The organism is Shewanella sp. VB17 (assembly GCF_013248905.1).
Lineage (GTDB): Bacteria > Pseudomonadota > Gammaproteobacteria > Enterobacterales > Shewanellaceae > Shewanella.
On sequence record NZ_JABRVS010000001.1, the window covers coordinates 1,964,310 to 1,984,257 of the forward strand.

Below are 19,948 nucleotides of genomic sequence, written 5' to 3' on the forward strand. Positions count from 1 at the left end.
AAAGGAGAGTGAACTGTTATGAGCTTACCAAGACCTTTGATGTTCACCGTTGGGTTAGTTGACCAAATTACTAAACCCATCGCTAGAATATCGCAACAGTTCAATGGGCTGGCGTCGAACTATCAAGCAGGCACCATGCAGATGGCCACTGGCGTGGGCGGCATGGCGGCGGCAGGTTATGCGCTGCAAAGTGCCTTAATGCCAGCGATTGAAATGGACCGAGTATTGGGTGAGGTTAAATCGCTGGATGTACGAGATTCAGCCCTTAAGCAATTAGCTAATACTTCTTATGAATACGCGCTTAAATATGGCAAGTCGTCCACCGAATTTGTGAGCTCAAGTTATGACATTCAGTCGGCTATTGCCGGGCTGAGTGATGCCGATTTATCTCAGTTTACACTGGCCTCAAACGTGCTTGCTACAGCAACCAAAGCCGATGCTGGCACCATTACTAATTACATGGGCACCATGTATGGCATCTTTAAAAGCAATGCTAATGCTATGGGTAAAAGTGATTGGGTGAACCAAGTCACAGGCATGACGGCCACCGCGGTGCAAGCGTTTAAAACCACTGGTGCAGAAATGTCGGGTGCATTTACAGCTATCGGCGCAGAGGCACAAAGCGCAGGCGTTGGGATGCATGAGCAAATGGCCATTTTGGGCACGCTGCAAGCGACTATGTCGGGCAGTGAGTCAGGTACTAAGTACAAGGCGTTCTTAGCCGGAGTGGGTAAAGCACAGAAAGCATTGAACCTGCAATTTACCAATGCCCAAGGCAGTTTGCTGCCTATGGTCGACATACTGACCAAAATTAAAGGAAAGTACGGCGAAACCTTAGAGGTGGCAGAAAGTGACGCACTGGCTAAAGCCTTTGGCTCATCTGAAGCGGTATCAACGGTTAAATTACTGATGGGCGATATCGACAGTTTGTCAGGTTCAATAAATGCCCTTGGTCAGGTTAAAGGCATGGGCAAGGCTGAACAGATGGCAGCAGCTATGACCGACCAAAGCGAGCGTTTAAGCCAATCTTGGTTTGTTATTCGTGCCGCGTTTGGCTCTGCCGTGTTGCCCGCGTTTAATGAGTTTGTCGGCTGGGTAGCCGATATGGGTAAAGAGGTGTTGTGGTTTACCCAAACATTCCCCAATTTAACCCGCGTGTTGGGTTATGGTGCCATCGCGATTTTAGGCCTCGTTGCCGCTGGAGGGCTGCTTACTATGACGTGTGGCTTGTTAAAGATGAGCTATGCTGGATTGAAAATAATGCTTTCTGGATTGAAAGTCGTTGGTAATGGGCTGCTATGGGTGAAAAAAGCTCTAACGCTTTCATCTTTGGCTGGAGCTGCTGCCACAGTGATAGAAACGACCATGAGTTGGGGAATGGTGGCAGCAACTAAAGCGGCCACCGCTGCCATGTGGATTGCGAATACTGCTTCTAAGGCGTGGGCTTTAACAACGGGCGTACTTTCTGGTGTTTTTCAAGTGCTACGAACGGTCATTTGGACGGTGACAGCGGCTATGTTAGCGAATCCTATGGTATTGGTAATCGGTGCCGCAATTGTGGCTGTTAGCGCACTGGTGTATTACTGGGACGATTTAGTCGCCACCATGTCAAACTGTGAGTGGGTGCAAGGTTTAGTGAGTGTATTTAGCAATGCATGGGAATCACTAAAGGGCATGTTTATTGATTACCTGAATTGGTATATCGACAAATTGAATTATATACCTGGTGTAGAAATAGACTTGATCCCGAGCATGGGTGAAGTTGACTCTGCCGCATTGCAGTCAACCCTACCTGACGCACTTAAGAACCACAACCAACAGGCTATCCCGTCATGGATGCAGCAAACCGCCGCCAATGATATTGCGCCGCCTGTGCCTATGGTTGGCCCGTGGATGAACAGCCCGTTAGAGGCAGTATCAACCCCGTCAATGCAGCAAACCTTAGATGTATCGTCAATTAACGCTAAACCTGTGGCAAACGAGTCTATTAGTAATGTGATAAGCCCGCGCATTAATCAGCAAGCAGCAATGAGCGCACAGGCCAATAGAGTGGCCAACCAATCAAGCAGTAAGAGCCAGAGCTTTGGTGATGTGATCATTAAAAACCCACCTAAAAACTTCAGTTTGGCTGAAATTGCCGACCAACAGGAGCTAATGACCGGATGAGTACCTTAAATAAATACAGCGATTTGCTTATTGTCGACGGCGGTTTGTCGCTTGATGTCGGCGCACAGCCAAATTTAACCAATACCCGCGCCAGTATTGCGCAAGATGTTAAACATCTACTGATGGAATCGGGCCTTGTAACTAAATTGCTGGCCCAGCGTAGCGTCACCATGCGCAATGACGTGTACACCGAAATGGAATTACTGATTGAAACGGACGTTCGCTTAGTACCAGGTTCTATTAGTTTAGATACTCAATCGCCATCGCTGATTGCGATCACCGCCACGACCTATGAATTTGGTCAACTGGCAGTTAACGTAAGTAATACAGAGGTACGCTATGCCACGCCCACAGGTTGATTTTGAAAAAGTATTAGCGGCCCAAGGGGTACCGCTGACCGCTGATGCGGTAACCGCGCTGATTGAGTCGGATGTGGTGGCTGCAAATTCGATTATTTCGAATAACAGCGCCATGAGTCCGTTTTGGAAACTGTTCGCCGCCTGTGTGGTAACGCCTGTTTTATGGCTGATTAAAACTCTACTGGCCAAACATGTATTACCCGCCATGTTTACTGCCACCGCTACCGAACTCTATTTAGAGCTAAAAGCGTGGGATGTGGGGTTAGAGCGTAAATCTGCGGTAAAGACCCAAGGTAATATCAGTTTTACTAAAACAGACATCAATGCCGAGGTGGTGATTAAAGCTGGCACTAAAGTGCTGAGCGATAACAGTCTTGGCGCTGTTTATACGCTGTTAGTGCTGGCTGATACGATAATCCCAGCAAGCACGAAAACCGCCACTATTTTGTGTGAAGCTATCAGCGCGGGGGCGGGGCATAATTTAGCCTCAGGTTATTACCATGTGTTGCCAACTCAAAACGATGGGATTGCGTCTGTTAGTAATGTGGGCGATTGGATAACTCGTGCAGGCGCTGACAGTGAAAGCGATGAACAGTTGGCGCTGCGCATTCGTGATCAATTTGCCAGTGTGGGCAATTATCATATTGATGCTGTGTATCGCGGAGCCATCGCCACGTTTGCGGGTATTAGCAGTGATTTACTTTATTTTGAGCATAACGCACCACGGGGTCCGGGTACTGCTAATTGTCATGTGATGATGGATGTGGGAGAAACGCCTCAGGCCATGATTGATGACATTAATAACTACATTAATGTGCTGGGTTTTCACGGCCACGGTGATGATGTGCGGGTGCTGGCCATGGCGACGAATCCGATAGCGCTAACGCTGGATATTTGGCATAAACATAATCTATCTGTGCACGATATTGCTGATTTGTTAGTTGGCATTGAGTCACGTATTCGCGCAGCATTTCGTTACTCTGACAATCACGAGTTAATCACTCGCACCCAACCCCAAAGCGAATTTATATTCTCACTGCTGAGCAGTGAACTGCATGCCCAATTGCCGCAACTAAAAAGCATTCGGTGGGGTAATGATGACCTCATTAGTGGCCTTGAATTGCCCCGTATCAATAGCTTAGTTATTACCAATAAGGGGGCGTTTTGATGAATCATAAAGCAATCGACACTAGCCCTAAATTGCCGAAACTGGCGCCACCGTGGTGGATGGATGGGGTAACCCTGCCGTCGACGCCTGAGCCACAAGAGCCCGCCATGTTAAGCGCTGGCATGCAGTCCTTTTGGCAGCGGGTGCGAGGCTGGTTTATTTGGCCGCTAGCCCAAAAAGACCCATTAACCTGCTCATTAGAAATGCTCAATTTATTGGCGTGGGAGCGCAATATTAGCCGGGTGAAAGACGAACCAGAATGGCTCTATCGCAAACGGGTGAATTTTGCGTTTATTAATGCCCGTGATGCAGGGAGTTCACAGGGGTTTATTAATATTATGAGTCGCTTGGGTGTACCTGTGTTAGCGATTGATGAGCGTAAAAGCGGCTTGGATTGGGACGTGATATCTATTGAGTTGGATGACGCGCGAGTGTTAAACGCTGCATTGCTAGGCTCAATCATTCAAGATTATGGACGCACCTGTCGCCGCTATGAATATGTGTCAAATAAGGCCGCATCGGTACAGCTCGCGGTGAGCGAGTGCAATAACGATTATCAAACATTAACAGCGAGAGCTCACTAATGGCACGACTGACTAACACTGGCCTTAATCTGATATCGAGCGCCGTGGGTAATGGCGTTGAACTTGAGATATCCAAATTTGTCTTTGCTAATATCCCAGAGCTTGACCATACAGCGCCTGAATCTGCTGATGAGCCTATGCCAGCACTTGAACATGTAGTATTTGAGGAGGCGCCAACCCGCACAGGTATCATTGATGAAAACCGTGTCACCTACAGTTTAATAATGCCCAATTGCTGCGGTGATTTTAGTTTTAACTGGATTGGCTTGGTGCACACCCATGCAACGCTGGGCGACCAACTCGTTATGTTTGGCTATGTGCCATTAACCCAAAAAACTAAAACCAGAGGGCGGGTTTCGGGCAACGTGCTAACTCGTAATATGGTGGTTGAGTATCTGGGCATTGCGAACGCCACTCCTATTGAAGTATCAGCTGAAAGCTGGATGTTTGATTTTGGTGACGAGCTGACGCTGATTAATCAGCGGATTGATGCGATTGACTCTAGAGTATCGGTGTTAGTTGAAGAGAAAAAACTGGTTGTACTAAATGCTGATAACACGTGCAAGCCAGCTTGTCGTCATCGATTTATGACTCATAGTGAGCAGAGATTACCAATTGCAGATGACGGTAATTTAATGTCATTTGTTGTTGATTGGGCTTTAAATTTAGCCGCTGGGGACTGTCGATTAATCGCACCTATGGGGGAAAAAATTCAAATGCACGATGGTTATCATGATGATGTGTTAATTAGATCTACAGGTGTTGAATTTAGCTTATATCGAATAAATGGAGCATGGAGATTATGAGTACTGGGGTTTTACAAAGTGGAAGTCAAAAAAGAGTATTAAGAGGTAAGTATAATGGCGCTCCTGGTGTTGTTAAAATACCGCCAGTAGATGTAAATAAATCGCATGTAAACATCACCTCTGTTGCATGGACCTCAAGTGCGGGGTCAACAGCGAGCCCAAAAGTGACGGTAGGGTCGGCAGGTTCTGTGACGGTATATTTACGTGATAGCACAACCTTAGAAATTAATAATAAGGTGGCGTATCAGGGAGGTAATTCTTCGTCAACAAAATATGAAAACGTCCCAGTGTTTTGGGAAATTATAGAAGGGTAAGCCCATGAGCCAAATTGCGCTGGATGGCGAATTAATTCGCCTTAAATCATGCAAGTTAACCTTGACCATGCAACTTGCTGAGCAGGACATGTCGGGGCAAACATCCAATACGGCCAGTAGCGAACAAGGCGATAAGGCCAAGGAAATAAAAGTGACCGGCTTAATTCCGTTTACCGATAAATCCATGCTAACCCGCCTGTTTGAATTAGCATTAAGGCGCGATGATAGCGGCAATCGAAAAGTGAGCCGCATTGGATCTGATTTAGCGCGGGCGGTGAAGATTCGCCAGGTGAAATTTTGTGGTCAAATAAACGCGCCGGAACATGGATCACTGATGGCGTGGAATGTGAGTTTTCAGTTACGGGAACATGTCAGCGTGTCTGAAGTGGCCGAGGCTCGCCAAGCAAAAAATGCTGTCAAAGTGGCTCAAAATACAGAGCAAACGGCCAGCGTGATCCCCTCTGCGGCAATAACCGATGCACCGCCAGAAATCGCCATGTCATCAGCTGAACGTTTTTTACATTACATCGATAACTCATTAGGTGATGGCGATGCGGTTACATAAACGCTTAACTGTAGGCACCCAAACGCTAGAAATTGCGGATTACCGTTTAGTGTTAGAGTTATCATCAGCTGGCCGTGGGATCTTTAACGTTAAAGGCGATGTTAAGCGGGGCCAAATTGTGGCCTTTGACATAGGTTACAACAATAAGCTGCAGCGTTATTTCAGTGGCTACGTGACTAAAGTTACCCCAAGTGAAAAGGGTATGAATCGCATTGTGGTGCGGGAGTTATCCAGCATACTCGCCGAACATTTGCCGATTAATATTCGCCATGCTACCTGCAGGCAAGTCATCACCCAGTTAGCCACTGATTGCGGCTTAAGTTTTGTGCTACCCAATAACGCAGATTACCTTGATACACCCGTCCCGAACTTTACCAGCCAAGGCACGGGTTACCAGTTATTAGCCAGTATTGGCAATATATTTACCATTGCGGATTGTGTTTGGTACCAGCAACCGGACGGGCAAATTTATGTTGGCAGTTACCAAGACAGCCGCTGGCCATCAAGGCCAATAGACATAGACCATGGTTTAAGCAGCAATCAATTTGGTAATAGTTGGCAATTAATGGCCATGCCTGCAATGCGCCCTGGTGCGTTGGTGAATGGTCACTGCATCAAACAAGTCGAGCTTGAAAATGATGCCATGACATTAACGTGGACCGCCAGCAAAGCCGACGAACGCACCGAAAAGCGCAAAATAACCAATGTGTTTCCTGAGCTGGCTGGCGGCTATCATCTGCCAAGATGGGCTAAAGTTGTGAAACTGCCTGAACTGCCCACTATTGACGGTGAAAGGCACAGCGATGCATTTTATCCTCGCTATGGTGTTGATGTGCAGCTATTCGATGAAAACGGCAGTGATACCGAATTACTGTTACAAGCTGTGCCACTGCCATTATCTGGTGCAGGCAATCATGCAGGACAATTAGCGCCGCCCGCCATAGGGTCCATTGTAGAAATGGGCTTTGCTTATGGCAGACCCGATAAACCTTTTATTCGTTGTGTACTGCCCTTTGGCTGGGATTTACCCGCCATCAAACAAGGTGAGACTCGCACTCAAGTACGTGATGGCGTGTATCAACATATCGATGATAAGGGCAACTTCGAGAACAAAACCGATGAGTCACTAACCGACATCATAGGTACGTTAGCCAAGCTAACGTGTGAAACCAGAACGGTAGCCGCCAGAGCAGAGCAGTCCTATTGCAGCCCTAAAACATGGCTAGGCAGTGAAGGGGAGAACGTGCTGAAACTATTGTCAGAACTCATGGCCACCGTCAGTTCACTCGCCTCAACCTGTGCCAGCCACAACCACGGCAACAGCCCGCCACCAAATCAAGCGGGCAACTTCAGCAGCCAGTCATCACAAGCCAGCGCCCAAAAAGCCCGCCTCGACCCCATCACCAAGTAAACCAGCCCCACACCACGCCCTGAACACTCAGGGCTTTTTAATACCCAGAATAAAACCTCGAGGTAAAAGAAGGGTATTAACCCACGTAATTCATCACGCGGAATCTTTGCGCCACGGAATCCGCACTCTTCCTCCCCCTCCTGCGCGCTCTTTATCGTCATTTTTTTGCAGTTTTCTAATACTGCAGTTCATATCGCTAGCCCGCCCAGCAGTAGGGGTCTTTCGAAGATCGAAGATCTGAAAAGATCGCGGTTTATTTCAGTGTTTTTCAGTTTTAGCGGTATGAAAGGTTAGGGCCGTGAATGGCGAAACCCGCATAGGCTCTGGAATGTATCTCGATTTCGTGAGGTTTTTGTTGAAAAGGTGTTTTTCGATATAAACATTAAATCATTTAGAATCATATTGTTAAGTTAAGCGTAAACTGAAATTGGTTAGTAGTAATTAAAGCTTACAACAACTAAATATTAGTGAAAACCAACTTATTATCTTTAAGCTTGAGCACGTTTGAAGATCATCTAAATATGCATTACAGTTGGGCGGAGGTTATTTTTCCTGATTTTATATTTGATAAGTCTTTGAACACTTTTTTTAGTTGTTTTTTAGTTTCTTTTTCTTCGAAACTATCACGTCTAATAGCCCATTTAAGTACTAACCAATTAAAACTTTCAAAGAAGGAAACGTTAACTTTTTGTTTTGCATTTATGTAGCTCCTTAACATTAAGCCAATGTATAAAACTGTAGATTTATGGCTGTTATAAAGGTAAATTTCATCATAAATGTCATGCTTCATAGCGTTTGCAGCTTCTTCCCAAGAGTTTAAAGTGTATCTAATGGCTTTAGCTTCTGAAGTCAATGCATGCTCATCTTTAGCATAGTCTTCAAGAGGAAAGTCATGTCTTTTTTTAATTGCCTTAACCATAATATCAACATTATTAGCGTATTCTATGCTATTTAATAGAGATTGCTGGAAGTGTAATGAATTACTCTCTCTTGCTGTTCGTCTGATGTAAAAAATGTTTACTGCTGCGGCAGAAAGTGCAATTACTGCGGATAATATGATTGCACCAGCGGAGTAGTAATCAGAGTGAGCGTAAGAAATGCATGATAGGCCAAGTAAAAGCAGAAAAAGAAAATATACGATGATATAAAATGTGTAATTTTTTCTTCTATGCATCTTTATTTAATCCTTTAAATCTAAAGCAATAAAAAAGAGCTTCTCAGCTCTTTAACGTATTAATTAGGTTTTAATGGTTAGCTTAATAGACCCCAGTCTTCTTCTCTGTATGTTGCCATGCTTCACCTTCCTTTTATAATATATGCAAATTTCATTCTTCTAAGACGTTGAATCTGAAATTCTGCTTAATGCTACGAGTATCCATAACAAATCTATCAAGTAGATAAGCAGAATATAGATGATAAACTGCGTAGGTTCAACAATAATTTACCAATTTTCAGAAAAACAGCTAATAGCTTTTGATTAGTATCTGCGCGAACGACAGTAGACAGTGTAACTTGTGACCATCCGTGGACAAAAACTTAAAGCTGTGTGGGCAATTTGTGGACATTTAGATGTGTCAAAGGGTTAGCCTTTCGGCTAACCCTTTGTTTTAATTGGTGGAGGCGGCGGGGCTCGAACCCGCGTCCAAAAAGCCTACATCCAAGGCGCTACATGCTTAGTCTCTCTTTTGGTTAACCAAGTACACTCCGAAAGACAGGATTGCAATTGGCGAGTTCAGTACTATTTCGCGGTTCACCCCTGAACGTGGTTCCCTCGCTATCAAATGTAAGATGACCATCTAAGAACCAAACCCATTTGAAAAGTTTCGGCAAGATGGCTAGCTAGCCTAAGCTGCTAGAGAGTAGTTAGAGTCGTTTGCAACTATAACGGTGCGGCTTTTTACGAGGCCAACCGCCCCTCGGCATGCTCCCAGGGTTTCGAGAATCTTGTCGAATCCAAAATCGCCCCCAAGTACGACATCATTGTAACGCGTTGCTCACGGTTTACCAAGCTTGTTTTACAACGCGGACTATCGTTTGTTCGTTATCTAAGCGTTTTACGTGTATGACACGTTTTTAATAGCTTGTTTTAATGTTACTTAATACAGTGATGGATGAATATCGAACCACTATTCACCACGGGCTGCTTTTTTCATCGTGCGAGATTTTTCAACTTGCCACTCTCGCTCTTTGGTGTCTTCACGTTTATCGTGTTCTTTCTTACCTTTGCCTAGACCGATTTCTATTTTTACCCAAGCCCCTTTTTGCCAATACATTGAAATGGGTACAATGGTGTAACCTTGGCGATCTACCAGACCTTGGAGTTTATCGAGTTCACGACGTTTCAATAGCAGTTTACGTGATCGCATCGGATCACAGACCACATGGGTTGAAGCGGTATTCAATGGGGCTATAGTGCATCCAAAGAGGTAGGCTTCGCCGGCTCTCATAAAGACATAGCTTTCAGACAAGTTGACCTTGCCCATACGAATAGACTTGACTTCCCATCCCATTAAGGACAGACCTGCTTCCATCTTTTCTTCGAACTTATAATCGAAGGTCGCGCGTTTATTACGTGCGATAGATGCGGAGGAGTTTTTTGATTTTTTTGCATTTTTATTAGCCATAGGCTGGCTATTATACTCACCGACAAAGTTTTTGGAATTGCTGTGATCGATTAATTTTTACTTTATGTAAAATATTGATGCTTTTGATTGTTTTTTATGCAAAAAATATTTTTTTTACGCTGTGTTCTAGGATCCTCAGGAGAGAAAATATGCGTTTTGCTTTGAGCGTGTTAAAATCTGGCCATAGCGATAACTTCAGTTATCTTTTTTAGGTTAGTGTTTTAGCTTTTTGTGTTAACTTTTTATTTTAGGCAATAGAGAGAGTCGAATGCCCCAGATATCCCGCAGTGTGTTAGTGCGCTTTAGTGCCATGCAGATGTATGAAATAGTGAATGATGTTGGATCTTACCAGGATTTTTTACCCGGTTGTGTCGGGGGAAAAGTATTAGCATTTGATGGGCAGACCATGCTCGCATCCGTTGATGTTGCTAAAGCTGGCATTAGTAAGACGTTTACCACAAGAAATCAAATTGTGCCTGGTAAGAGTATTCAGTTGGCGCTTGAAAATGGCCCTTTCAAATATTTAGTCGGAGAATGGCGTTTTACTGAGTTAACCTCAGATGCATGTAAAATTGATTTCGAATTAAATTTCGAATTTTCCAGTAGTTTGGTTGATATGGCGTTTGGAAACATATTTAAAGAGTTAATGACCTCAATGGTCACGGCATTCACTGGTAGAGCAAAAGTTATTTATAGTGAATAATGTTGTTCGCTTTAAAGAGATGTGATCATGAACATAGCGCAAGAACATTTTTTGGTTGAGGTGATTTATGCCTTACCGACTCAACAAAAACGTATTAAAGTCAATGTTGCACCTGGGACGACTTGCATCGAAGCGGTCAAACAAAGTGACATGATGCATTTTTTTCCTGATATCGATCTTAACACGGTTAAATTGGGTATTTTTAGTCGTCAGGTTAAACATGATGAAGTGTTACTTGCGGGTCAAAGAGTTGAAATATATCGGCCTTTAATTGCTGATCCTAAAGATGTTCGTCGCAAACGAGCAGAAAAAGCCAAAGATGAAGGGCGGGTTAATAAGATCACTGGGGCTAAGCTGTAATGCTTGATTCCAATAAAAAGGGCTAACGCATATGCGTTAGCCCTTTTTATTGGATATCATTTAGCGGGCACTAAAACTTCTTACTGGCCTGCGATTCAGCATTGTCATCGACGACAGGTGTTGCATCAGGACGCTGCTCTGGAATGAGTGGAGTTAATGGATCTGTGTCATCGATTTGCGGTGAATCGGGCAATTGACTCTGAGACAGAGGCGTGTTGAAGTCCTCCGCTAAGTCATAATCGCCGACTATGTTCGCAAGCTGATCCTTGTCAAAATGAATGATCAATTCTTTATGGGTGATGCTGGCATCGCGACCACTTTTATAATGGTACACATAATACCAAGTATCATCAGCAAAGCTGTCACGTAGCACAGGACGGCCAAGAATATATTCAACTTGCTCTTTGGTCATCTCAATACGTAGTTTCTCTACTTGTTGAGTTTCTATGTAGTTACCTTGAGGAATGTCAGGTTTATAGATTAACCAGTCAAATACGCTACAAGCGCTCAACGATATTGAGAGCGCAGCAGCGCCCAAAAGGGTAAAACTTTGCTTTTTAATTGTCATCGAATATGCTATTTCCTAAAAATCTGTGGATCATCATACCCAAGCACTCCCTATTCTGACAAGGGTTATCCTTGCGCTAATCCATGAAAAGTAATTTGCTGGTGCCGCCGACTGCTTGTCATGCACACCTTAATGCTATTGAATAACAGGGCATGCTAGCTGATGAGACACCATCTGGTGGATTTTGTTCCTTAAAAATATTCTCTGTAGGCACAGTAGCTATTTTTAATCGGTTTGATGTCAAGTTGACCTAGATTAAGCGGGTTAAATGGCTAAGTTGATTTTAGATTAAGGTAATTTAATAAAGTTAGCGTTTACTTTTAATAACCGCTTGCAAAACACCATAAAAATCATGAAAATGTGCACGTCAATAGCTTGTTAGTTGATAGACCTGCGAATAATAATTAAAATTGAGGTGTAGTGACAGCGATGCTATTAGGGAAGAATCATGCTCAAGGGAGCTTAGTCTGTGTCGGCACAGGGTTAAATTTGGCTGGACAGATCAGCGTATTGAGTCAAAGTTACATCGAAAATGCCGATCTGGTGTTTTCATTAATGAGCGACGGTTTTGCTCTTAGCTGGCTAAAAAGCTTAAATCCAGATGTACGCACTTTACAGCCTTATTATGCCCAGGGTGATGAGATAAAGAATCGCCGTGATACCTATGAGCAGATGGTGCAAGCCATATTGGCAGAGGTGCGCTTAGGTAAAAAAGTGGTCTGCGCTCTGTATGGTCATCCTGGTGTATTTGCTTGTGTGTCCCATTATGCTATCGATGCTGCCAAAGCCGAAGGTTACTCGGCTAAGATGGAACCGGGGATCTCTGCCGAGGCGTGTTTATGGGCCGATTTAGGCATAGATCCAGGCCAGTCGGGTCATCAAAGCTTCGAAGCCAGCCAGTTCATGTTTTATCATCACACCCCTGATCCCACCACGCATCTGCTACTTTGGCAGATTGCCATTGCGGGCGAGCATACCTTAACCCAATTTCATAGCTGCTCAGATCGTTTACAAATTTTAGTTGAGCTATTACAGCAATGGTACCCATTAACTCATGAAGTTATCATCTATGAGGCGCCGACCTTACCGATCGAGACTGCCAGAATTGAGCGTTTAGCGTTAAATGAATTACCGTTTTCGCGGTTAACACAGGTAAGTACCTTACTCATTCCGCCTGCCAAAAAACTGGAATTAAATCATGCCGTATTGGCCAAACTTGGCATCACCGAGTCAGATCTTGGTTAACTCAGGAAATAATTAAGAAAATTAAGTCAGCAAAGTTAAGTCATGTCAACCAACATAACAAGAAGAGATTTATGTCAACATTAAATGATTTTTTACAAAAACTGAGCTCAGATGCAGATTTTATGGCGGCTTTTCAGCAAGACCCAGAAACTGTGATGGAAGAGGCGGAATTAACAGATCAAGAAAAAGAAGCGATACGTTCAGGGGATAAGGATAAATTGACGGCAATGACAGGGGATACTCGTATTTATAAAAAAAATGTTAAGGAATTCGTATAACAAATTTCTAATACGTAAAATTGGATTTTAATTGAGTTTATTTTGTGGCTAAAAAAACAGGCAAAGGATTCAAATGATAGTTAAAAATGGATGGCTAGCTGATAGTTGTAATCCCAAGTGTCATAAGAGTGTTAAAAACATTGTTCAAAGCCTTTTTGCAATAAAAACTTCAATATTGGTTTTAGCCATGTATGTTTTTTTTATGTGCGGATATGTTTCTGCTCAAAATATTGAACTGAGCGAATTAGATGAGCAGCTGAGTTTATTAGAGTCTAAACGGACTAAGTCTTTGCAATTTGTCGCTGACTCGTTAAAAGAGATAAAACCCTTAGTCAATAAAATGAGTTTAGAGCAAAAATATCGTTATACACTGATGTTAGCTCATTCAAAAATAATGTTAGGTCAACAAAATGAAGCATTTTCATTACTCAAACAGCAGATTTCAAGTCCCTTTTCAGAAGAACTGATGCATTATAAAGCACGCTTATTAGTGTTACTGGCTAATGGTTATTCCCATTATAATTATTTTTCAGATTCCCTTAAAATTTTGCATCAATTACTGCCGTTACTCAGTGAAATTGATGATATCGTAATTGAGCTGAATGCATATCGTATCGCCATTGAGTTATTTTTAGAAATGAACATGGACAATGAAGCATTGAAATATGCCAATCTTTTACATACCAAATTCGATGAAATAAAATCACCTAGAGATCAATGCTTTGCAATGCATATTTATGCTGACAGCATCGACGGGGTTTATGGCTTAGAAGCTGATAAATGGTCAGAAATTGAAAACTTGTTTAAGGATGCTTTTGAAATGTGTCAATTGAGCAATGAAAACATGATGATGGCAATAACAATATTAGCGCAGTCTAATATATCGATTAAACGTAAACAGTTTACCAAGGCAAGAGAACAGGCGCAATACGGTTTAAGCTTAGCATCATTGGTGCCTTATCAATATAGCATGGCTGAAGCACATGTATTATTAGCACAAGTGGCGATTGGTGAGGGCACACCTCAATTAGGTGTTAAAGAGTTTAATCAGGCGCTGGATATCGCTTTAAGTTTGAATTTCAGTAAATTACTCAGTGAAATTTACCAGCCGTTAGCCAAGTTACATGAAGACTTAGGTCACACAGATAAAGCATTAATGTACTTAAAGCTGTATCAAAAACATTACACGAAAGTTTTGGGGGAGACACAAAATAATATCATTGCCTATGAGACCACTAAGTTTGATTATATTGAGAAAGAGCGCCAAATCCATTATTTGAATAAAGACCGTGAGCTTTATAGTGCCAAAGCAGAATTGACTGAATCACAACGCAATAATGAGCGAATGCTGTTTCTGTTTATTTGTGGTGGCTTAATTGTGCTGACGGTGTTCGCCATTAGCATGACACTGCAAAAAAGTAAGTATAAAAAATTAGTCCAATTTGATGTGTTAACTGAGGTATATAATCGCGGTACCGGTCAAAACATGGCAGAAAATCAGTTTGTCAAAGGTGCAGCGAATGGTGCTGACTTTAGTGTTCTCTTGTTCGATCTTGATTATTTCAAACTGATTAATGATCAATATGGTCACGCTGTTGGTGACTGGGTGTTAAAAAAGGTGTGCGAGACGGTGGGGAAAAAATGCCGCAGTGGTGATATCTTTACCCGCTTTGGTGGCGATGAATTTGTGATTTTTATGCCCAATACCATTGAGGAAAAAGCATCAGTCATGGCTGAACAGTTCAGGGAGCAAATTATAGCCATTGATACCCGTCATTCAGGCCATACTTTCACCGTTAATGCCAGTTTTGGCATTTCAAGTAATACTGCAGAAGATTTAAGTTTAGATCCTTTATTAAACAGGGCTGATATGGCCATGTACAGCTCAAAAAACCTCGGACGAAATAGAGTATCTGTGTATCGCTCCGATATGCAGGGGTTTAAACAGCAGCATACCTGATTGTATATTCACGGATAAATTATTGTGTGAAAGCTAGATGCTAAGCCAGCTATACTGTATGGTTTTATAATAGGCAAGGGATTGAAATGGTAGTTAAAAATGGACGGTTAATTGGTTTTTATGAGTTTTTAAACAGGATGAGTAAAAGTACTTTAACGGTCAAAACATTCACATGTATTTTAATGACCTATGCAGTTTTGTTTTGTGGATATGTCTCAGCCGAAAATGTCAAGTTGAGCGAACTGGATCAGCAGTTGACTTTGTTAGAATCAAAACGTACTCAGTCGCTAGCGTTTGTCGCCGATTCTTTGCAAGAAATAAAACCTCTAGTTAACCAAATGAGTGCTGAGCAAACATATCGTTATACACTGCTGCAAGCGCATTCATATTCGATGTTAGGTCAATCAAGTGAAGCGATTTCATTGCTCAAACAGCAGATCACCAGCTCCTTCTCTGAAAGATTATTATATTATAAGGTTCGTTCTGTATCTCTTTTAGCTAATATTTATTCTTATTATAATTATTTTGAAGATGCACTCAAAACTTTGCATCTACTATTGCCATTACTGAATGAAATTAATGATATTGATACCGAGGTAATGGGATATGGAGTTGTCATTGATTTATTTGGCCAATTAAATATGCCGGATGAATCCTTAAAATATGCCAAGATTATGTATCAAAATTTTAATAAAATTAGATCTCCAAGAAGAAAGTGTTTTGTAGCATTTAAATATGCGATTAGCATCGATGGTGTCTATGACTTAGACGTTGATAAATGGTTAGAGGTAGAAGCTTTATATCAAGATGCTTTTGATATTTGCAAAAAAAATGATGAAAAAATAGGCATGGTCGGAGCGCTTACTGGACGAGTAAATATATTGCTTAAGCGTAAAGAATACGATAAGGCTAAAAAGTTAACAAAATATGCATTAGGTTTAGCATCAGCAATCCCTTATCAATATAGCATATCAAAATCTCATTTATTACTCGCTCAAATAGCCATGGGTGAGGGGAATGCTGTATTAAGTATTGAAGAGTTTAATCAGTCTTTAGATTTTGCTTTAAGTCTTAATGACAGCAAATTATTCACTGAAATCTATCAGCCTTTAGCTGAGCTACATGAAAGCTTAGGTAATACGGATAAGGCGTTAAAGTACCTAAAGCTGTATCAAATCCATTACACTAAAATTTTAGGTGAAAGCCAAAATCATATCATTGCATTTGAAACCACCAAACTCGATTATATCGAGAAAGAACGCCAGATCCGTTATTTGAATAAAGACCGTGAGCTTTATAGTGCCAAAGCTGAATTGACTGAATCACAACGCAATAATGAGCGAATGCTGTTTCTGTTTATTTGTGGTGGCTTAATTGTACTGACGGTGTTTGCCATTAGTATGACGCTGCAAAAAGGTAAGTATAAAAAATTAGTCCAATTTGACGTGTTAACTGGGGTATATAATCGCGGTACTGGTCAAAACATGGCAGAAAATCAGTTTGTCAAAGGGGCAGCGAATGGTGCTGATTTTAGTGTTCTCTTGTTCGATCTTGATTATTTCAAACTGATTAATGACCAGTATGGCCATGGCGTGGGTGACTGGGTGTTAAAAAAGGTGTGCGAGACGGTGGGGAAAAAATGCCGCAGTGGTGATATCTTTACCCGCTTTGGTGGCGATGAATTTGTGATTTTTATGCCCAATACCAGTGAGGAAAAAGCATCAGTCATGGCTGAACAGTTCAGGGAGCAAATTTTAGCCATTGATACCCGTCATTCAGGCCATACTTTCACCGTTAATGCCAGTTTTGGCATTTCAAGTAATACTGCAGAAGATTTAAGTTTAGATCCTTTATTAAACAGGGCTGATATGGCCATGTACAGCTCAAAAAACCTTGGAAGAAATAGAGTATCGGTTTATGACTCCGATATGCAGGGGTTTAAACAGCAGCATACCTGATTGGATATCTGACTCGATACTCGCGGATAAATTATTGTGTGAAAGCTAGATGCTAAGCCAGCTATACTGTATGGTTTTATAATAGGCAAGGGATTGAAATGGTAGTTAAAAATGGACGGTTAATTGGTTTTTATGAGTTTTTAAACAGGATGAGTAAAAGTACTTTAACGGTAAAAGCATTCACATGTATTTTAACTACCTATGCAGTTTTGTTTTGTGGATATGTTTCAGCCCAAAATGTCAAGTTGAGTGAACTGGATCAACAGCTGACTTTATTAGAGTCAAAGCGGACCCAGTCACCACCGTTTGTTGCTGAGTCTTTGAAGGAGGTTAGTCCTTTAATCAAAGACATGAGTGTAGAGCAAAAGTATCGTTTTAGGTTACTTCAAGCTCATTCTTATGCGATGTCAGATAACCTTGAGGCGGGAATAAAGCTGCTTGTTGGGGAGGTATCTAAGCCATTTGTTTTAGATTTGGCAAAGTATCGAACGAGAATGATGTCTTTATTAGCCAATATTTATGCAGCAGATAATAATTATGTAGAGGCAATACAGACGCTGCAACACTTGTTCCCTTTATTAAGCGATGCGAATGATATTATCAGTGAAGTTCATGGTTACACCTTAGCTGTGGAGTTATTTGGCGAGTTAGGGATGCCTAATGAAGCCTTAATATACGCCAATATTATTTATAAACAATTCGATCAAATAAAGTCACCTCGATATCAATGTTTTACAGCACTTGATTATGCGGCCAGCATTGAGGGCGTGTACGGGGAAGTTGTTGAAAAATGGTCAGAAATAGATGCTTTATATCAAGATGCATTTGAATTTTGCACATTAGCGAATGAGGGTTTGATGATAGCCGAAATCGCGCTAGGTCAAGCACGTATGTTGATTAAGCGCAAGCAGTATGTAGAGGCTTGGGAGTTGACTCAACATGGATTAGCCTTATCGTCATCGATCCCTTATCGGCCTAATATTGCAAAGGCACATCTATTATTAGCTAAAATTGCTCTGTATCAACAACAACCTCAAAGCCAACTTGAGCACCTTGATAAGGCGTTAGCACTTTCTTTAACGATTGAGAATAGTCGATTACTCAGTGAAGTTTACCAATCTTTAGCCAAATTGCATGAAGCGTTAGGTCACACCGATAAAGCGTTAGCTTATCTAAAAGGGTATCAAACTCATCACACGAAAATTTTAGGGGAAACTCAGCGTCAAATCATTGCTCTTGAAGTATCAACACTTGGCAACCTCGCTAAGGTTCGGCAAATAGATGAACTTAACAAAGAACTCAATGCGGTTAAGGCTGAGTTAACGGCAGCTGAGTATGATCATCAACGCTTGATGTTAATGATGAGCTGCTTAGTGACGTTGATTTTATTTACGACTTGTATGGTTTTACTGAAACGTAGCAATGGAGCTGATAGGCAGGTATTTAAAGGATTAAAATCGTGAATTTAAATGGACAGTTAACACATATTTTCAATTTGAAATGTAATGCAATTTTTAATGGTATCATGCAACGTATTGCTACAGTAAAGGCATTAACATGGTTTTTTACCATCTATGTTGCTTTGTCGTGTGGGTATGTTTCTGCACACACTTTTGAACTGAGTGAATTAGATGAACAGCTCAGTTTATTAGAGTCAAAACGCACTCAATCTCTGCAATTTGTCTCTGATTCCTTAAAGGAGCTTAAGCCATTAGCTAACAAGATGAGTGCAGAGCAAAAATACCGCTATACATTGTTGCTAGCTCACTCGAAAATTATGTTAGGTCAGCAAAATGAAGCATTCTTGTTACTTAAACAGCAAGTTATAAGTCCCTTTCCTACAGAGTTAATGCACTATAAAGCGCGTTCTTTATCCTTATTGTCTAATGGTTATGCCCATTACAATCATTTTGCAGATGCTCTTAATATTCTGCATCAATTACTGACGTTACTCAGTGAGATTGATGATATTGAAAGTGAGATGGAAGTCTATCGTATCGCAATTGAGATTTTTGCGGAAATGAACATGGGCACTGAAGCATTAAAGTATGCCAACCTATTGTATAAAAAACTCGATCGATTAAGCTCACCGAGGGATCAATGTTTTGCGATGTATATTTATGCTGACAGCATTGATAATGTTTATGGATTAGATACTGGTAAGTGGGAGGAAATCAAAGGTTTATATCAAAAGTCCTTTGATATTTGTCAGCTAACTAAAGAGAACATGATGATGGGGGCAGCTGTGTTAGCGCAATCAAAAATATGGATTAAACGTAAACAGTTTGTCAAGGCCAAAGAGTTAGCACAATACGGCTTAAGCTTAGCATCATTGGTGCCTTATCAATATAGTATGGCGGAAGCCCATATTATATTAGCGCAAGTGGCGATGGGTGAGAGGGAGCTGCAATTAGGTGTTGAAGAGCTTAACAAAGCATTGGATATCGCTTTAACATTAAATGTCAGCACATTACTCAGTAAAGTCTACCAGCCCTTAGCTCAGTTATATGAAGCATTAGGTGACACAGATAAAGCCTTAGCTTATCTAAAATTATATCAAACTCACCACTCTACAATTTTAGGGGAAACTCAAGGTAAAATCATTGCTTTTGAAGTGGCTAAACTCAGTATTTTGGTTGATGAACACCAAATAGAAGCATTACATAAAGATCTTGATGTCGTTAAGGTTGAGTTAACGAAATCACAAGATGATCATCAGCGTTTGATGCTACTGTTTATGATCAGCAGCTTAGTGGCGCTAATTTTGTTCGTAGGCTATATATTACTCAAACGTCAACCAAAATGTAAGCTAGCTTAATCCAGTCATATCATTAAAATAGTGGGAAGTATGGCTGACTTCTAGTCTTATCTAGTGAGTT

The 19,948-nt window shown here is 41.7% G+C and carries 19 protein-coding genes and 1 other RNA gene; 16 read left to right on the forward strand and 4 right to left on the reverse strand.

Annotation, left to right across the window (positions count from 1 at the left end; translation table 11 throughout):
• Positions 1–18 precede the first annotated feature (18 nt).
• The 8 genes from HQQ94_RS22510 to HQQ94_RS22515 are packed head-to-tail and all read left to right on the forward strand — an operon-like array spanning position 19 to position 7,373.
• Positions 19–2,166: a phage tail tape measure protein gene (locus HQQ94_RS22510; protein ID WP_254304026.1), complete on the forward strand. Its 2,148-nt coding sequence runs from the start codon at positions 19–21 to the stop codon at positions 2,164–2,166.
• Positions 2,163–2,525 carry a DUF2590 family protein gene (locus HQQ94_RS08415; RefSeq protein WP_173293992.1) on the forward strand — a complete coding sequence of 121 codons (363 nt, stop codon included), beginning with the start codon at positions 2,163–2,165 and terminating at the stop codon, positions 2,523–2,525. Before HQQ94_RS22510 ends, HQQ94_RS08415 begins: the two co-directional genes overlap by 4 nt.
• Positions 2,506–3,693, forward strand: a complete 1,188-nt coding sequence (locus tag HQQ94_RS08420; protein ID WP_173293993.1) for a baseplate J/gp47 family protein — start codon at positions 2,506–2,508, stop codon at positions 3,691–3,693. The genes HQQ94_RS08415 and HQQ94_RS08420 overlap by 20 nt, the downstream gene beginning before the upstream one ends.
• Positions 3,693–4,277, forward strand: coding sequence for a phage tail protein (locus tag HQQ94_RS08425; RefSeq protein WP_173293994.1), 585 nt, complete (start codon positions 3,693–3,695; stop codon positions 4,275–4,277). The genes HQQ94_RS08420 and HQQ94_RS08425 overlap by 1 nt, the downstream gene beginning before the upstream one ends.
• On the forward strand, positions 4,277–5,083 hold the full coding sequence (locus tag HQQ94_RS08430) for a phage tail protein (protein ID WP_173293995.1): 807 nt from the start codon (positions 4,277–4,279) through the stop codon (positions 5,081–5,083). The genes HQQ94_RS08425 and HQQ94_RS08430 overlap by 1 nt, the downstream gene beginning before the upstream one ends.
• Positions 5,080–5,397 carry a hypothetical protein gene (locus HQQ94_RS08435; protein WP_173293996.1) on the forward strand — a complete coding sequence of 106 codons (318 nt, stop codon included), beginning with the start codon at positions 5,080–5,082 and terminating at the stop codon, positions 5,395–5,397. Before HQQ94_RS08430 ends, HQQ94_RS08435 begins: the two co-directional genes overlap by 4 nt.
• A gap of 4 nt (positions 5,398–5,401) precedes the next feature.
• The gene (locus HQQ94_RS08440; RefSeq protein WP_173293997.1) at positions 5,402–5,962 is read left to right on the forward strand and encodes a hypothetical protein; all 561 of its coding nucleotides are present in this window, start codon (positions 5,402–5,404) and stop codon (positions 5,960–5,962) included.
• Positions 5,949–7,373, forward strand: a complete 1,425-nt coding sequence (locus HQQ94_RS22515; RefSeq protein ID WP_254304027.1) for a hypothetical protein — start codon at positions 5,949–5,951, stop codon at positions 7,371–7,373. Before HQQ94_RS08440 ends, HQQ94_RS22515 begins: the two co-directional genes overlap by 14 nt.
• Before the next feature lie 526 nt (positions 7,374–7,899).
• Here HQQ94_RS22515 and HQQ94_RS08450 read toward each other — a convergent pair.
• From HQQ94_RS08450 to smpB, 3 genes are all read right to left on the reverse strand, one after another.
• Positions 7,900–8,547, reverse strand: a complete 648-nt coding sequence (locus HQQ94_RS08450) for a DUF4760 domain-containing protein (RefSeq protein WP_173293998.1) — start codon at positions 8,545–8,547, stop codon at positions 7,900–7,902.
• Positions 8,548–8,985: 438 nt separating this feature from the next.
• Positions 8,986–9,340, reverse strand: a transfer-messenger RNA (tmRNA) gene (ssrA, locus tag HQQ94_RS08455).
• Between the two features lie 159 nt (positions 9,341–9,499).
• The gene (gene smpB / locus HQQ94_RS08460) at positions 9,500–9,997 is read right to left on the reverse strand and encodes an SsrA-binding protein SmpB (RefSeq protein ID WP_173293999.1); all 498 of its coding nucleotides are present in this window, start codon (positions 9,995–9,997) and stop codon (positions 9,500–9,502) included.
• 268 nt (positions 9,998–10,265) lie between these two features.
• On the opposite strand from smpB, the gene HQQ94_RS08465 reads away from it, so the two are divergent.
• Positions 10,266–10,700, forward strand: coding sequence for an SRPBCC family protein (locus HQQ94_RS08465; protein ID WP_173294000.1), 435 nt, complete (start codon positions 10,266–10,268; stop codon positions 10,698–10,700).
• Positions 10,701–10,727: 27 nt separating this feature from the next.
• Positions 10,728–11,060 carry an RnfH family protein gene (locus HQQ94_RS08470; protein WP_173294001.1) on the forward strand — a complete coding sequence of 111 codons (333 nt, stop codon included), beginning with the start codon at positions 10,728–10,730 and terminating at the stop codon, positions 11,058–11,060.
• Between the two features lie 70 nt (positions 11,061–11,130).
• On the opposite strand, the gene HQQ94_RS08475 is transcribed toward HQQ94_RS08470, so the two are convergent.
• A complete protein-coding gene (locus HQQ94_RS08475; protein ID WP_173294002.1) occupies positions 11,131–11,628 on the reverse strand; it encodes an outer membrane protein assembly factor BamE in 498 nt (165 codons plus the stop codon).
• A 429-nt stretch (positions 11,629–12,057) separates the two neighbouring features.
• On the opposite strand from HQQ94_RS08475, the gene HQQ94_RS08480 reads away from it, so the two are divergent.
• The 6 genes from HQQ94_RS08480 (at position 12,058) to HQQ94_RS08505 (ending at position 19,887) form a co-directional block, all read left to right on the forward strand.
• Positions 12,058–12,873, forward strand: coding sequence for an SAM-dependent methyltransferase (locus tag HQQ94_RS08480; protein ID WP_173296575.1), 816 nt, complete (start codon positions 12,058–12,060; stop codon positions 12,871–12,873).
• Positions 12,874–12,944: 71 nt separating this feature from the next.
• Positions 12,945–13,151, forward strand: coding sequence for an Os1348 family NHLP clan protein (locus HQQ94_RS08485; protein WP_173294003.1), 207 nt, complete (start codon positions 12,945–12,947; stop codon positions 13,149–13,151).
• A gap of 187 nt (positions 13,152–13,338) precedes the next feature.
• Complete coding sequence (locus HQQ94_RS08490) at positions 13,339–15,111, forward strand: GGDEF domain-containing protein (protein WP_254304028.1); 1,773 nt, start codon at positions 13,339–13,341, stop codon at positions 15,109–15,111.
• An 86-nt stretch (positions 15,112–15,197) separates the two neighbouring features.
• Positions 15,198–17,069 carry a GGDEF domain-containing protein gene (locus tag HQQ94_RS08495; protein WP_173294005.1) on the forward strand — a complete coding sequence of 624 codons (1,872 nt, stop codon included), beginning with the start codon at positions 15,198–15,200 and terminating at the stop codon, positions 17,067–17,069.
• 98 nt (positions 17,070–17,167) lie between these two features.
• Positions 17,168–18,532: a lipopolysaccharide assembly protein LapB gene (locus tag HQQ94_RS08500; protein WP_173294006.1), complete on the forward strand. Its 1,365-nt coding sequence runs from the start codon at positions 17,168–17,170 to the stop codon at positions 18,530–18,532.
• Positions 18,529–19,887: a lipopolysaccharide assembly protein LapB gene (locus HQQ94_RS08505; RefSeq protein ID WP_173294007.1), complete on the forward strand. Its 1,359-nt coding sequence runs from the start codon at positions 18,529–18,531 to the stop codon at positions 19,885–19,887. Before HQQ94_RS08500 ends, HQQ94_RS08505 begins: the two co-directional genes overlap by 4 nt.
• Positions 19,888–19,948 lie beyond the last annotated feature (61 nt).